This is a genomic window from Pseudocitrobacter sp. CD920760 (assembly GCF_057782505.1).
Genome location: NZ_CM173490.1, coordinates 2,726,381 through 2,742,357, shown reverse-complemented (window position 1 = coordinate 2,742,357; position 15,977 = coordinate 2,726,381). Strand labels below are relative to the sequence as shown.

Here is a 15,977-nt window from a genome sequence, read left to right as displayed (position 1 = left end):
AATGAAAAAAAATGCCCAGTCCGTGGAAGCCTGGCTGGAGGCGATGATCGCCGTGGCGCGCTATTACCGCCTCGATTTTTCTCAGGAGAACGTGCGCGCAACCGTCAACTGGGAGCGCGACAGCAAGCGGGAAGAGTTGCTCACCGACATGGCGCGGCAGTTGGGAATGGGGCTGCGGCTGGTCGAGTTCTCCGCCGATTCGCTTAACCCGTGGCGGCTGCCGTTGATCGCGGTGTTTGATAATCAGCAGATTGGCGTAATCACCCGCCGCGACAATCACGACAATATTAGCGTTCAGTTCAGCGGTGACGAAGGGCTGGAAACCACGCTTAACGTCGCGGATATTGAAGATAAAATCGTCGAACTGGCGTTACTTCGCCCGCTCAGCGCCATTCCCGATGCGCGGGTGGATGACTACATTCGCCCATATCAGGCGAACTGGTTCTGGAATCTCTCGCTAAAAGACTGGCGGCGCTACGGCGATATTATGCTGGCCTCACTGGTGGCGAACGTGCTGGCGCTGGCGGCGATGATTTTCTCGATGCAGGTTTACGACCGCGTCGTTCCGGCGCAGTCCTACCCGACGCTGTGGGTGCTGTTCGCCGGGGTGATGATGGCGATCCTGTTTGAGTTCTGTATGCGCATGGTGCGCACGCACCTCTCGGATATGATTGGCAAACGGGCGGATCTGCGTATTTCGGACCGCGTGTTTGGTCACGCATTACGGCTGAAAAATAACGTGCGCTCGAAATCCACCGGATCGTTTATCTCGCAGATCCGCGAACTGGAATCGGTGCGGGAGCTTATCACCTCCACCACCATCGGCGCGGTGGCGGACCTGCCGTTCTTCCTGCTGTTTGTCTTTATTCTGTGGATGATTGGCGGTTGGCTGGTGCTGGTTGTTTTGCTGGCGCTGCCGTTGCTGGTGATCCCCGGCCTGCTGGTGCAACGCCCGCTGGCGCGGCTGGCGAACGAAGGGATGCGCGAGTCAGCGGTACGCAACGCGACGCTTGTGGAAGCCGTGCAGTCGATTGAAGACATTAAACTGTTGCGCGCCGAGCAGCGTTTTCAGAATCAGTGGAATCACACCAACGATGTGGCCTCGTCCATCAGCATGAAGCAACGTTTTCTCACCGGACTGCTGCTCACCTGGACCCAGGAAGTGCAGTCCATCGTCTACGTGGTGGTGCTGTTGGTGGGCTGCTTTATGGTGATGAACGGCGACATGACCACCGGTGCGCTGGTCGGGACGACGATCCTGGCTTCGCGCACCATCGCGCCGCTGTCGCAGATATCCGGCGTGCTCTCGCGCTGGCAGCAGGCGAAAGTGGCGCGTAACGGCCTCGATGAACTGATGAAGCGCCCGGTGGATCAACCGGAACACGGCAAACTGGTGCATAAAGCGGTGCTGCACGGTAATTATCAGTTCAGCAACGCGGTGTTTTATTACGACGAAGAAGAGAAGATTGCCGATGTGGCGATTGGCAAACTCAACATTCAGGCTGGTGAGAAAATCGCCATTCTTGGGCGCAACGGCGCGGGTAAATCGACACTACTGCAAATGCTCGCCGGAATGCGTATCCCCCAGCAGGGGCAGGTGCTGCTGGATAACATCAGTATCGGGCAGCTTGATCCGGCGGATCTGCGCCGCGACATGGGGCTGCTCAGCCAGACCGGGCGACTGTTCTTCGGTTCGCTGCGGGAAAACCTCACCATGGGGATGCCGGAAGCCAGCGATGAAGATATCGAACGCGCGTTAACCCTCAGCGGGGCGCTACCCTTTGTACAGAAGCAGAAAAACGGCCTCAACTACATGATTCAGGAAGGGGGATTTGGTCTTTCTGGCGGTCAGCGGCAAACGCTGCTGCTGGCGCGGCTACTTATCTCTCAACCCAATATTGTCCTGCTTGACGAACCCAGCGCCTCGCTGGATGAAATGGCGGAAGCGCATTTAATCGAACAACTGAAACAGTGGATTGGACATCGCACGCTGGTCATCGCCACTCACCGCACGGCGATGCTGCAACTGGTGGACCGCATTATCGTGATGGATCAGGGGCGGATTGTCAGAGACGGTGCGAAGGACTCGATTCTGCACGAACTTAATGGCGCACCGGTGCGTCGGGTGACAGTACAAAATGATAAGGGGAGCGCGGCATGAATGGTCAGATTCAGTTTAACCGTGGGCTGAATGAGCCACACCTGCCGCGTTCTGCGCTGGCCGTACGCCTTGTCGCGGTCATGTTTCTCTGCTTCCTGGGTTGGGCCTGGTTCTTCAAACTTGACGAAGTGACGACCGGCACGGGCACCGTGGAGCCCTCCGGGCGCGATCAGGTGGTGCAATCTCTTGAGGGCGGCATACTCTATCATTTGAATGTGAAGGTGGGTGACATTGTTGAGCAAGGCCAGCCGCTGGCGCAGCTTAACCGCACCAAAACGGAATCGGATGTGCAGGAGGCACAATCTCGTTTATATGCTGCGCTGGCAACCTCGGCGCGACTCAGGGCCGAGGTTAATAATCAAGCGCTGGTTTTCCCTGATGAGCTAAAGCCATTGCCGGATCTGGTCGCCTCTGAGACGGCGCTTTATACCACCCGTCGTGAAGCGCTTACCCGCTCCATTTCCGGGCTGGAAGAGGGCATTCGCCTGGTCAACCGTGAACTGGGCATGACGCAGCCGCTGATTAAACAAGGGGCGGCCAGCAGCGTGGAAGTGTTACGTTTACAGCGCCAGATGAATGAGTTACAGAACAAAATTACCGAAATTCGCACCCAGTATTATGTGCGGGCGCGGGAAGATCTTGCCAAAGCGAACGCGGACACTGAGGCTCAGCGATCCGTGATTCGCGGGCGTGAGGACTCGCTAACCCGGCTGAACTTTACCGCACCCGTGCGCGGCATTGTTAAGGATATCGATGTGACAACGGTGGGCGGCGTTATTGCCCCAGGCGGCAAATTGATGACCATCGTACCGTTGGATGAACAATTGTTGATCGAAGCCAAAATCTCACCGCGCGATGTGGCATTTATTCATCCTGGACAGGCATCGCTGGTGAAGATAACCGCCTATGATTACTCGATTTTCGGCGGGTTGGCGGGCGAGGTCGCGGTGATCTCCCCTGATACGCTTCAGGATGAGGTTCGTCGTGATGTTTATTATTACCGGGTATACATTCGCACCGACAGTAATCATCTGCAAAATAAAGCCGGGCAGCAGTTCCCTATTTTTCCCGGAATGGTGGCAACCGTGGATATCAAGACCGGGCGCAAAACGGTACTCGATTACCTGCTGAAGCCGTTTAATAAAGCGCGGGAAGCGCTACGTGAACGTTAATCCAGCTCGTGGATCACATACTCGCCGCTCAGCATCGGGCGGCAGAGTATCTTATAGCCATCCTGGTCAAACCCCGTGGCGATACACGTCAGGTTATCGGCTTCCGTTAGCGACTCTACCGCACCCAGCCACAACCAGTTTTGAATGATATGGTAGTGGGTGAGCGTATCGCTTTTCTCTTCCAGCGCCACGGTGCCTTTCCATGGCCAACATATCAGCTGCAAATGCGCTAACGCACTGCGGAGCCTGTCATTATGATCTTCTATGCTTTCGCGGCCGCAGCAGGCCCCGGCGCAACGCCCCAGCATCGAACGAAAACAGGCACGCCCCCGACTTAATGGCTCCAGCCCCATAACGCCGTAGCACAGACGTTGCGCATCGGCGACAGACTTCAATGCCTCAAGGGCGGCGCGACGATTGGCAAAAAGACCAAAGAGACCCGGCGTGTGGGAAAAATCAACCTCGCGGGCATAAACAACCTGAGGCGTATTTCCCTGCAGGCGCAGGGAACAAAGTTGCTTGTTGCGGCGCAATCGTTTATTGAACAGCGGTTGTTGTTCTTTGATCAAACGCGCTTCAAGCAACAGCGCGCCAAGTTCGCCCGCCGTTGGCTGCCAGCTAATACGTCGGGTCTGCTGTAGCAGAGCCGCTTCCTGCTGGGTGCGAAAGTGTGACATCACCCGGCTGCGAATATTGACACTTTTCCCGATGTAGAGAGGAAGCGTTTCGCTATCGCCGTGAAAGGTGTAAACACCAGGTAATTTCGGCAACGTTTCCAGGCAATAGCGGAGATGCTCGGGGTACGTATAGAGGGGGCCCTGAAGAGGCTCGGGCCGAGCGGGGACCCTGCGGTTGACCATAATAGCTCCAGATACTGTTTATGCATACAGCTTACCGGGCGGGAAGGTAATGTCAATCCTCTGCCCGGTGCTGTGGAGATGCATAACCGTGTCCTTACGCGCGCTGATCCGTCAGCCAACTTTTAAACACGTCCGTGCGCAATGTTTGCATGAAATCGATGTTGCCCGAACAACCCAATTTCTTAATCAGATTGGTACGCATCTGATAAACCGTCTTAATATGGACGTTAAGATTTTCCGCCATTTCGATAATCTTCTTGCCGTCAGACATCTGATCGAGCAGGGTGGTTTCTCGTGCAGAGAGCTTAACTTTTTGCTCAATATGGCAGTGGTCTTCATTCTTTTTACGCAAGCTTGTCAGGAATTTCACAATTTCTTCGGCCGATGCCTTTGATGAAATATGGTTTACGGAAAAAGAATCGAGGAAATTATATCGCTGACCATCGCTCAGCAAAATAAATCGATGCGTGCGCAGATCGTAATTATGTCGTGCTACATTGGCATACTGAGTTGCAGAGAAAATCACATAGCGAATATTTTGGCGATCTAATCTGACGTCTTTAAGTACTTCACGCAAACCATATTCAAGGAAATTGTCATCCAGCCAGAGATCGACCAATTCCAGTTTAACAGGGCACGCTTCACCGTTCATAATGACTCCACATTAAAAAAGAATTGTTTAAACAAAGCACATCATCAGCTCATGATTCAGATATCATCGAGCGTATGATCCACCACAATTTCCAGCGTCTTACGGATGACGTCGGCAGAAACCACGTTATCCGTGCATTCGAGAGATTGAATCAGCGTAGCGATAATGTTTTTGTTGTTGATGGTTTCCCCAGCAGCCATCAGATGGCGAACCGCGCCACCGAGGATTTCCGCTTCATCAGCTAACATATCACCGGCCTTAAGGAAGTGTTCGGACAATGCTTTATTCTGAATAGATTGGTAGAAATCATATTGCTGTAACATAGCGGTTCTCATCTGTTGGTTGCGTGAGTGTTTGTCATTGAAAATGTTTCAATGAATATTCTTGTTTATTTCATTCATCGAAAGTTCCTTTCTACCGTCTGTGCGGTGTTTAACGCCTTTGTGGCCAGCGGAATCCGCTTCTTTCGATTCTCTATATTTCTGAATATCGCTAATGGCAGATTGCAATGCCGTTAGACGTTCGGTATCTATTTCTCGTCGTCGCATCGTATTCAGCTCATTTAACAATGCCTGAGAATTAACCGGCTTTTTGTTTATAATGAGCGTAAGGGTAGCCTCACCAATTAAAGTGTCTGTAAGTTTTTTATTACTACTATTCATAACAACTGTCTCTTACTGCCGTGCAGCTCAAAAGAGGGTGACAGCATTAAGTTGTCTCAGGCTGAATATTTATCGGAATTCCGCGCTGAGCAAAAATCTCCCTTATGAATTACGGTTTTCAAACAACAAACCAATCAGTGTGTTGTAGTGCTTCTCTTCTTCCATGCCAGAAGCGTTTTCCAGGCGGTTAAGCAATTTTGTACACAAAGACTTACGATTCAGGTTTTTGCCCGCGCTGAGGATTTCGACCACGATCTGCCCCAGAGTTTCCTGTTGAGTAGGAAGGGCAGCTTTACCGAAGTAGCTGGAAATGGCACTGGCTGAATCCACGGTGTATTGACGGTTCTGCTGCATGTGTCGCTCCTGTTAATGACGTTATCGTGTATCGATTTGCGTTAACAAACTCATAAAAATTGTACATAAATACTGTACAAGTGATGCATTAATTTTTAGCAATAAATGCTATTCGTTATATATCAGTTAGTTAAATGTTATACACGACTAGCGCACCAGGAATTATCTGTACAAGAGACAACGGCGTACTTACCTTGAAAAAGGAACACGGCAGAAGTGTTGGTTTTAATCGGAAGTAATGTTAAATCAATGTATTAAATCGAAAGCTATTTCATCGCGTATCTGCTAATGTTGAGAAAAATTCCTTTTCCGGAACCGCTATGCTTACCACGATTATTTACCGCAGCCATTTGTGTCACGACGTCCCAGTTAAAGCGCTGGAGGGTATGGTAGCAGCAGCCAACATTAAAAATGCTGAGGCAAATGTCACAGGGATACTCCTTTTTAATGGCACGCATTTCTTCCAGTTACTGGAGGGGCCGGATGAGCAAGTCCGCCGAATTTATCAGGATATTGCGCAGGACCCACGCCACTATAATCTGGTAGAACTTCTTTGCGATCATGGGCCTACGCGGCGGTTTGGTAACGTAGGCATGGAGCTCTTTGACCTGCGTGAACATGCTCGTGAAGAGGTTCTACAAACGGTGCTGGATAAAGGCACATCGCCGTATCAACTCACTTACAACGATCGCGCGCTGCAGTTCTTTCGCACGTTTGTTGAATCGACAGAGAAGGGCAACTATTTTGAAATTCCTCCCGCGGATGCCTGGGATTTCGTGGTAACAGAGGTTAGTGATGATTTAGGTCCTTATAAAGCCTCTTCCGCAGCCCACTACACACTGGCGTTACAGCCGATCATTGACCCGCTTGCCCAGGATATTATTGCCCTTGAGGCGCTGATTTTTACCCCACAAGGGGAAATGACAGATGCCTACTTCACCGGTTTGCAGGGTGATGAAATCTATGAAGTGGATCTCGCCAGCAAGAAGGTTGCCTTCGAAATGGTACGCGAGCGCGATCTGCGTGGGCAGATTGTTTCGGTCAATCTGTTACCGATGACCCTGGTGAAAATCCCGGGTGCGGTAGATTATCTGCTTCATGAGATTAAAATTAACGGACTCGTGCCGGAACAGGTTGTGGTGGAATTTACCGAGCACGAGGTCGTCTCAGGCATAGAAGAGTTTACCGCTGCGGTAAGAGTGCTGAAGTCTGCGGGAATTAGTGTCGCTATCGATAACTTTGGCGCGGGGTTCGCCGGTCTTCAACTGCTGGCACAGTTCCAGCCGGACCGTATAAAGATCAATGCCGAATTGATTCGCGATGTTCACAAAAGTGGGCCGCGCCAGGCGATTGTTCAGGCGATTATCAACTGCTGTCGGTCACTTGAAATCGTGGTTTCGGCGCTGGGCGTGGAGAAACCGGAAGAGTGGATGTGGCTCGAGTCTGCGGGTATTTCTCATTTCCAGGGCGACCTGTTTGCCAAACCCTATTTGCAAGGCGCTCCGGCAATTGCCTGGCCTGAGAAGAAAGGTTTTTTGTAAGGCTGTACAACTTTCCCTTTTCGTTCTTACCCTTTTGCCTCGCAGAAGGGTAAGCCTCACCTGATTTCCCGTCTTTCCTCTTGATAAATCACCTCTTTTATTGTTTGTTTAATAAAAGTTAACGACTTTCATACTCATCCCTGTCAAAAAGGCTGTACAATAAACGGTAAGTTATACAGACGGTACAGAACATTACCCAGGGATGTAATGGTTGAGTTGCGAGGCGTTATGGCTTTTTACAGTATCGGCGACGTGGCCGAAAGATGCGGAATTAACCCGGTAACGCTGCGAGCATGGCAGCGTCGTTACGGGTTACTCAAACCCCAACGCAGTGAAGGGGGGCATCGCCAGTTTGACGAAGAGGACATTCAGCGCGTGGAAGAAATCAAGCGCTGGATTAAAAGCGGCGTTCCAGTCGGGAAGGTGAAAGCGCTTCTCGAAGAAAGCCGTACCATGACGCATGATGACTGGACCTATCTTCAGGAAGAGATGATGTCCGTATTGCGGTACGCTAACCCGTCCAAACTGCGAGCAAAAATTGTCGCCGCCGGGCGTGAACATCCGGTTGATGCGTTGATTGATCACGTTTACGGGCCCGTTCGCCAGCGACTCAGTCTTGATCACAATACCGCACGTATTATGTGCAGCATGTTGGATGGCGTTCTGATTGAATATGTCGCCTCCACGCTGACAGAACGTCGACGTAAAGCAGGGAAAGAGGCGTTGCTGATCGGTTGGGAAATTGATGACCGTGTACGACTCTGGCTGGAAGCATGGCGACTTTCTCAGTCTGGCTGGCATATTTCCGTTTTGGCAGAGCCGCTTGAATCACCACGTCCTGAGCTTTTCCCTGGACAAACGTTATTCGTCTGGACAGGCCTTACACCGACCAGACGGCAGCAAGAACTGTTACAGCACTGGAATGAGCAAGGTTACGCCATAACGTTTCACCAGCCCTGATGGACCGCACTGCGGTCTTTTTATTAGCAATTAGTGCTATATGCGTGTTATTTTTTATCTGCATTAATCTCATCTCCGGTTGTAATATTCTTACCCGCCACTGATTTAATCGTCACGCTATAAATATTTAATTAAGATTTACGCCATTTTAAATTCTCAGTCTCTTATTCTGATATTTTTCCGCGAGTTGACAGCTTTTTTCTGCCAGATGACACTCAATACAGACTGTTTATAAATCAATAAGTTCTTACCTCTTACTATTCATCTCTTTCGTGGCTGTATTGTTTGTATATGGAGCGTTTATATGAACAGAATTTATCGCGTGATATGGAATAGCACTCTGCGTGTCTTTCAGGTCTGCTCGGAATTAACCCGCCGGGTAGGCAAAACATCGACGGTTAATCTACGTAAATCTCCAGCCGTGACCACAAAAATCAGCACCCTGGCGCTGAGCGTGTTGCTGGCGCTAGCCGGTACCGCGTCAGCTGCTCCGCTGACGGTTGATAATGGCCAGAGTGTGACTATCGATACTGCTGGTGCTTATGATTACTATCAGATCGGGTGGAATGGCACTGGAGAGCTTAATATTTTGACTGGCGGTGATCTTTCCTTAACCACTATTACAACCAGCGTCGTTGGCGGTAATGTGGGGGCTGAGGGTACCGTAAATGTTTTGGGTGGCATCTGGCGATTGTATGATGCTGGAAATAGAGCCTGGCCTTTAAATATCGGTCAATCAGGAAAAGGTACGCTTAATATCAGCAAGGCGGGTCACGTTGATGGGGGCTATTTAAGGGTAGGTTCTCTGGTTGGCGGCGTTGGGACGATTAATATTGAAGGAGAGGGCTCGGTTCTCACTACGGAGCTATTCGAAGTAGGAAGCTACGGTACGGGCTCATTAAATATTACGGATAAGGGTTACGTCAATAGTGTACAAGTTGCCATTGTAGGCTACCAGGCGGGCAGTAATGGCCAGGTTGTTGTCGAAAAAGGGGGCCAGTGGGAGATGCTAAATAATAATCTCTCAGTTGACTTCCAAATCGGCAATCAAGGGACCGGTGAAACGACTATTCGTGAGGGTGGCATAGTTACGGCAGGAGATACTTATCTCGGTGGCAATCCTACCGGTATCGGAATCCTGAATGTGCAGGATCCAGATTCTGCAATCACGCTCAGCAGACTCTATAACGGATATTACGGTAACGGCACGATCAATATTTCCAATAGCGGCCTGTTAAATAACGGATATTTTGCATTACTTGGCGTTACTACCGGTTCCCGCGGCGTCGTCAATGTGACTGATAAGGGGCATTGGAATTTCCTCGGTTCTGGCGAAGCCTTCCGCTATATCTACGTCGGTGATGCTGGCGACGGTGAACTTAATGTCTCGAGTGGAGGTAAGGTTGATTCAGGTATTATCACGGCCGGGATGCAAGAGACAGGAACAGGCAGCATTAGCGTCAAGGATAAAAACTCCGTTATTACTAACCTCGGGACCAATGTCGGTTATGGCGGCTACGGGGAAATGGATATCAGTAATGATGGGCTTGTTGTCAGCAATGGTGGTAGCTCACTTGGCTATGGAGAAACCGGGGTCGGGAATGTCAGCATCACAACGGGGGGCTTGTGGCAGGTCAATAAGACTGTCTATACCAACATTGGCGTTAGTGGCGTCGGAAATCTCGATATTAGCGATGGCGGTAAGTTTGTATCGGAAAATATTGCTGTTTTGGGTGATAAAGCAAGTGGTACCGGCACGCTGAATCTGATGGATGAGGCCTCGTCCTTTAAGAGTGTGGGTCTTATTGTAGGTAATTCTGGTAATGGCAATGTAAACGTCAGTAATGGTGCAACACTGACGTCTTCTGGATATGGTTTTATTGGTTCAAATACCACAGGTAAAGGGCTCGTCAATATTTCAACGGGAAGCCTTTGGAATATCCTCAACGAGGCAGGTAATGGCCAATTGCTGCATGTCGGTGTCTCAGGAACCGGGGAACTGAATATTACCTCCGGCGGCGAGGTTAAGACCCGTGATACACAGATTGGCTCCAATGAAACAGGTAAAGGAAACGTCCTTGTTGATGGCCAAAACTCCCTTCTTGACACCCTGAATATGCTGGTAGGCGCGACTGGGGAGGGAACATTAACGCTTACGAATGACGGCACCCTGAATGTCGCTGGCGGAGAAATTTACTTAGGTGTCTTTGAACCTGCCGTAGGGACGCTCAATATTGGCGCGGCTCACGGTGAGGCAGCGGCAGATGCCGGGTATATCACTAATGCGACGAAAGTAGAGCTTGGACTGGGTGAAGGGGTCTTCGTCTTTAATCATACGAATAATAGTGATGCCGGCTACCAGGTCGATATGCCGATTACGGGTGATGATAAAGACGGAAAAGTGATACATGACGCAGGCCATACCGTGTTTAATGCGGGAAATACCTACAGCGGTAAAACGCTGGTAAACGGCGGTCTTCTGACGGTTGCATCTCATACGACTGACGGTATAACCGGCTTGGGGGCGAGTGAGGTGACTATTGCCAGCCCGGGTACGCTCGACATTCTCGCATCGACGAACAGCGCCGGAGATTACACGCTGACCAATGCGCTCAAAGGTGATGGTTTGTTGCGAGTGCAGCTGTCATCTTCCGACAGCATGTTTGGCTTTACCCATGCGACAGGAACTGAATTCGCCGGTGTTGCGCAAGTGAAAGACAGTACTTTCACTCTGGAAAGTGACAACACGGCGGCGCTTACCCACGCGATGTTGCAGTCTGACAGTGAAAATACCACATCGGTTAAAACGGGAGAGCAATCCATTGCAGGGCTGGCTATGAACGGCGGCACGCTCGTTTTCGATACGGATATTCCTGCCGCGACACTGGCAGAGGGCTATATCAGCGTCGATACGCTGGTGGCCGGCGCGGGTGATTATACCTGGAAGGATCGTACTTATCAGGTAAACGGAACGGGCGATGTGCTTATCGACGTACCTAACCCATGGAACGATCCGATGGCTAATAATCCGCTGACAACCCTCAATTTGCTGGAACAGGATGATAGCCATGTCGGCGTGCAACTGGTAAAAGCGCAGACCATTATTGGGTCCGGTGGCTCATTAACGTTACGTGATTTGCAGGGCGATGAGGTGGCGGCGGACAAAACGTTACACATTGCGCAAAACGGTACGGTGGTAGCCGATGGTGAATATGGTTTCCGCCTTACAACCGCACCTGGTGACGGCTTGTACGTGAACTATGGCCTGAAGGCGCTGAACATCTATGGTGGGCAGACGCTGACGTTAGCCGAACACGGCGGCGCCTATGGTTCAACGGCTGACATGTCGGCAAAAATCGGTGGTGGAGGGGATCTGGCGATTAATACGGTTCGACAGGTTTCACTTTCCAATGGTCAGAACGACTATCAGGGTGCCACATTTGTTCAGATGGGGACACTGCGTACCGACGCGGATGGCGTGCTGGGCAATACGCGCGAGCTCAACATCAGTAATGCGGCCATCGTTGATCTTAACGGATCGTCGCAGACGGTGGGAACATTCACCGGGCAGATGGGCTCGACCGTGCTGTTTAAAGACGGTTCTCTGACAGTGAATAACGGCGGGATGAGTCAGGGTGAACTGGCTGGTGGCGGAAACCTGAATGTAACAGGAGGAACGCTGGCCATTGAAGGGGTGAATGCGCGCTACAACGCCCTAACCAGCATTAGCCCGAATGCGGAAGTCAGCCTCGATAATGCGCAGGGATTGGGCAGTGGAAATATTGCCAATGACGGGCTGTTAACGCTGAAAAGTGTGATCGGCGAACTGCGTAACAGCATGAGCGGCAAGGGCGTCATGAGCGCAACCGCCGAAACTGACGTTGAACTGGATGGCGATAATAGCCGCTTTGCGGGGCAATTCAACATCGACGCAGGCAGCGCGTTGAGCGTCAATGAGCAGAAAAACCTGGGCGATGCTTCCGTTATCAATAACGGTCTGCTCACTATCGCCACCGAACGTGGCTGGGCGATGACGCACAGCATTACCGGCAGCGGTGATGTGACAAAACTGGGCACCGGGATCTTAACTCTCAACAACGATTCTGCAGCGTATCAGGGTACGACGGATATCGTGGGGGGTGAAATTGCTTTCGGTTCCGGCTCTGCCATTGATATGGCAAGCCAGCATATCAATATCCATAACAGCGGTGTCATGTCGGGAAATGTCACCACCGCAGGGGATGTGAACGTTATGTCCGGGGGGACACTGCGCGTCGCGAAAACCACTATCGGCGGCAACCTGGATAATGGCGGCACGGTTCAAATGAACAGCGAAGGAGGAAAGCCGGGCAATATACTGACCGTTAACGGCAACTATACCGGCAACAATGGCCTGATGACATTCAACACGACGCTGGGTGGCGATAATTCCCCCACGGATAAGATGAACGTGAAAGGCGATACTCAGGGCAATACGCGTGTTCGGGTTGATAACATTGGCGGCGTTGGCGCACAAACGGTAAACGGTATTGAACTCGTTGAAGTTGGCGGTAATTCTGCGGGTAACTTCGCGCTGACTACAGGAACTGTAGAAGCAGGGGCTTACGTCTACACGCTGGCTAAAGGGAAGGGTAATGACGCGAAAAACTGGTATCTGACCAGTAAATGGGACGGAGTGACGCCACCTGATACTCCCGACCCCATTGATAATCCACCTGTTGTGGATCCGGAAGGACCATCAGTGGTTCGCCCGGAAGCCGGGAGCTATATTAGCAACATTGCCGCAGCAAATACGCTGTTCAGCCATCGCTTGCACGATCGTCTGGGTGAACCGCAGTATACCGATTCCCTGAGATCTCAGGATTCGGCAACCAGTATGTGGATGCGTCATGTCGGGGGGCATGAACGTTCCAGCGCCGGAGACGGCCAGTTAAAAACTCAGGCTAACCGCTATGTATTGCAGTTAGGCGGCGATTTGGCGCAGTGGAGCAGCAATGCGCAGGATCGCTGGCATCTCGGCGTCATGGCAGGCTATGCCAATCAGCACAGTAATACGCAAAGTAATCGTGTGGGTTATAAATCGGATGGGCGCATCAGTGGTTACAGCGCTGGGCTGTACGCGACCTGGTATCAGAACGATGCGGATAAGACCGGTGCTTATGTTGACAGCTGGGCCCTGTATAACTGGTTTGATAACAGTGTAAGTTCCGATAATCGTTCAGATGATGACTATCACTCTCGCGGCGTGACGGCATCTATTGAGGGGGGATATACCTTTGAGGCGGGAACGTTTAGTGGAAGCGAAGGGACGCTCAACACCTGGTACATTCAACCTCAGGCGCAAATCACCTGGATGGGTGTGAAAGATTCTGACCATACCCGGAACGACGGCACGCGCATTGAAACGGAAGGCGACGGAAACGTACAAACGCGACTTGGGGTGAAAACCTACCTGAACAGTCATCACCAGCGTGACGATGGCAAACAGCGTGAGTTCCAGCCTTACATTGAAGCGAACTGGATCTATAACAGCAAAGTCTACGCCGTGAAGATGGATGGGCAAACCGTAAGCCGCGATGGCGCGCGTAATCTGGGTGAAGTGCGTACCGGGGTTGAGGCGAAAATGAATAATAACCTCAGCCTGTGGGGGAATGTCGGTGTGCAATTAGGTGATAAAGGTTATAGCGATACGCAAGGCATGCTGGGTGTGAAATACAGCTGGTAACCCTAACAAGCCGCATGTCGTTAACGGCATGCGGCTTTAATATCTTGTTAAGCATTCCCTAATATTATGTTTTATGTGCCGAGTGTAGAAAACTCTGAATTATGTCCTCATCGCAGCGTAACTGGATGATTTAGAGTGCATTCTCGGCAGAGTCAGCTATGCTTAGTCATGTGCTATGAAGATGATAATAGGGAGTTAATATGGGATTCTGGAGAATCGTTATTACGATCATTTTGCCGCCGTTGGGTGTGTTAATTGGTAAAGGCTTCGGCTGGGCATTTATATTAAATATTATCCTCACGCTTCTTGGGTATATTCCGGGGTTAATTCACGCATTTTGGGTTCAAACTAAAGATTAACCTCAAACGGCGCATCAGCGCCGTTTTTTAATTCTTCTCTTCTATCCGCGATCGCGGATATCACCGCAATTATCCCGTGTAGCGGATAAAATGAGTTTACAGATTGACTTTATCCCCAAGAAGGGATAAAAATCTAAATATCCCTTTGCGCGGATAACTTTCCTGTGGACAAATGACATGATGAGCTTCCCGATGATCTACAGCCCAACGCAATTAGCGAATGCAATGAAACTGGTTCGTCAGCAAAATGGCTGGACGCAGAGCGAGCTGGCGAAAAAAATCGGCATAAAGCAGGCAACCATTTCCAATTTCGAGAATAACCCTGACAACGCCACATTGACGACATTTTTTAAGATTTTACAGTCACTTGAGCTCTCAATGACGCTATGCGAAACAAAAGACGCTGCGCCTGAATCTACTGACCAACAGGATCTGGAGTGGTAATGCCTAAACTCATAACGTGGATGAACAATCAACGGGTCGGTGAGTTGACGAAACTGGCCAACGGTGCGCATACGTTTAAGTATGCGCCGGAGTGGTTAGGCAATCGTTATGCCAGGCCATTGTCTCTTTCGCTGCCGTTGCAGGTGGGGAATATCACCTCGGATGCGGTATTTAATTTTTTCGATAACTTGTTACCTGATAGCCCGATCGTGCGCGACAGAATCGTTAAACGTTATCGCGCAAAATCAAAGCAACCTTTTGATTTATTGTCAGAAGTTGGCCGAGATAGCGTAGGCGCCGTGACGTTATTACCGGCGGATGAAGCGGTGACAAATCCGGTTATGACATGGGAAAAATTAAGTGAGGCAAAGCTTGAAGAGGTGTTGTCGGCTTATAAATCAGATATCCCGTTGGGCATGATTAACGAAGAAAATGACTTTCGCATCTCCGTCGCCGGCGCGCAGGAAAAAACCGCGCTGCTTCATTTCGGCATTTCCGGTTCTTGGCGGTACGGGAATACATATCAGCGATTTGAAACTGGCCATGGGGCTTAATGCATCCAAAGGCAGAAAAACGGCAATCGATAAAATTCATCCGCGACATTTTTTGGCGACAGCAAAAGCGCTGAAATTCCCGGAAGTACAGATGCGTGAAATCCTGAGTGAGTTTGCAGAGCAGATACCTGTAGCACTGGATAGCGTGACGGCTGCATTACCGACAGATTTTCCGGAGAACGTCGCAATGGCAATCAGGATGAATGTTCTCAGGCTGCATGGTCGATTAACCCGAGAAACAGAGGAATGAACGGGATATGGGGTTTTGGTGGGAGATCAACGACCAGCACAATCATGACCGCAATACACTGGAATCTGACTAGAGTTATATCGGTGCGCATAATGTATATTATGTTAAATATGGTGGGTTTGCTCTTAAGTTCATGAGTCCCTCTCTTTCAGGAACTTACCGATGAATCAGTCAGTTGCCAAAGTTTAGTTGTGGACTTACGATGACTTCATAACACAAAAATTACGGGGCATCCGCTAAGTTCATGGCATATACCATCTTACATTTATCGAGGAACAACCAG

At 50.5% G+C, this 15,977-nt stretch carries 12 protein-coding genes and 1 pseudogene; 8 read left to right on the top strand and 5 right to left on the bottom strand.

Going from position 1 to position 15,977, the window contains the following annotated elements:
• The first annotated feature begins 1 nt into the window (after position 1).
• Positions 2–2,161 (top strand): type I secretion system permease/ATPase, encoded by a 2,160-nt coding sequence (locus AC1MKH_RS12910; protein WP_327621994.1) that lies wholly within the window; start codon positions 2–4, stop codon positions 2,159–2,161.
• Complete coding sequence (locus tag AC1MKH_RS12905) at positions 2,158–3,333, top strand: HlyD family type I secretion periplasmic adaptor subunit (RefSeq protein WP_276224597.1); 1,176 nt, start codon at positions 2,158–2,160, stop codon at positions 3,331–3,333. The genes AC1MKH_RS12910 and AC1MKH_RS12905 overlap by 4 nt, the downstream gene beginning before the upstream one ends.
• Here AC1MKH_RS12905 and cho read toward each other — a convergent pair.
• From cho to ycgZ, 5 genes are all read right to left on the bottom strand, one after another.
• Positions 3,330–4,193, bottom strand: a complete 864-nt coding sequence (cho, locus tag AC1MKH_RS12900) for an excinuclease Cho (protein ID WP_276224599.1) — start codon at positions 4,191–4,193, stop codon at positions 3,330–3,332. The genes AC1MKH_RS12905 and cho overlap by 4 nt on opposite strands.
• Positions 4,194–4,287: 94 nt before the next feature.
• Complete coding sequence (locus AC1MKH_RS12895; RefSeq protein ID WP_276224601.1) at positions 4,288–4,845, bottom strand: helix-turn-helix transcriptional regulator; 558 nt, start codon at positions 4,843–4,845, stop codon at positions 4,288–4,290.
• 56 nt (positions 4,846–4,901) lie between these two features.
• Positions 4,902–5,168 carry a biofilm development regulator YmgB/AriR family protein gene (locus tag AC1MKH_RS12890; protein WP_276224603.1) on the bottom strand — a complete coding sequence of 89 codons (267 nt, stop codon included), beginning with the start codon at positions 5,166–5,168 and terminating at the stop codon, positions 4,902–4,904.
• A gap of 48 nt (positions 5,169–5,216) precedes the next feature.
• Positions 5,217–5,507, bottom strand: coding sequence for a hypothetical protein (locus AC1MKH_RS12885; RefSeq protein ID WP_276224606.1), 291 nt, complete (start codon positions 5,505–5,507; stop codon positions 5,217–5,219).
• A 102-nt stretch (positions 5,508–5,609) separates the two neighbouring features.
• Complete coding sequence (gene ycgZ / locus AC1MKH_RS12880) at positions 5,610–5,861, bottom strand: regulatory protein YcgZ (protein ID WP_276224608.1); 252 nt, start codon at positions 5,859–5,861, stop codon at positions 5,610–5,612.
• A gap of 320 nt (positions 5,862–6,181) precedes the next feature.
• Here ycgZ and AC1MKH_RS12875 point away from each other — a divergent pair, with 320 nt between their 5' ends.
• From AC1MKH_RS12875 to AC1MKH_RS12850, 6 genes and pseudogenes are all read left to right on the top strand, one after another.
• On the top strand, positions 6,182–7,402 hold the full coding sequence (locus AC1MKH_RS12875) for a diguanylate phosphodiesterase (RefSeq protein ID WP_276224610.1): 1,221 nt from the start codon (positions 6,182–6,184) through the stop codon (positions 7,400–7,402).
• A 228-nt stretch (positions 7,403–7,630) separates the two neighbouring features.
• A complete protein-coding gene (locus tag AC1MKH_RS12870; protein ID WP_276224612.1) occupies positions 7,631–8,362 on the top strand; it encodes a MerR family transcriptional regulator in 732 nt (243 codons plus the stop codon).
• A 304-nt stretch (positions 8,363–8,666) separates the two neighbouring features.
• Complete coding sequence (locus tag AC1MKH_RS12865; protein ID WP_276224614.1) at positions 8,667–14,087, top strand: ECSE_1600 family autotransporter; 5,421 nt, start codon at positions 8,667–8,669, stop codon at positions 14,085–14,087.
• Positions 14,088–14,287: 200 nt separating this feature from the next.
• Positions 14,288–14,446, top strand: a complete 159-nt coding sequence (locus tag AC1MKH_RS12860) for a YqaE/Pmp3 family membrane protein (protein WP_015964394.1) — start codon at positions 14,288–14,290, stop codon at positions 14,444–14,446.
• A 177-nt stretch (positions 14,447–14,623) separates the two neighbouring features.
• Positions 14,624–14,890, top strand: a complete 267-nt coding sequence (gene hipB / locus AC1MKH_RS12855) for a type II toxin-antitoxin system antitoxin HipB (RefSeq protein WP_276224616.1) — start codon at positions 14,624–14,626, stop codon at positions 14,888–14,890.
• Positions 14,890–15,694 (top strand): annotated as a pseudogene (locus tag AC1MKH_RS12850) (HipA N-terminal domain-containing protein). Before hipB ends, AC1MKH_RS12850 begins: the two are co-directional and overlap by 1 nt.
• The last annotated feature ends 283 nt before the right edge of the window (positions 15,695–15,977 follow it).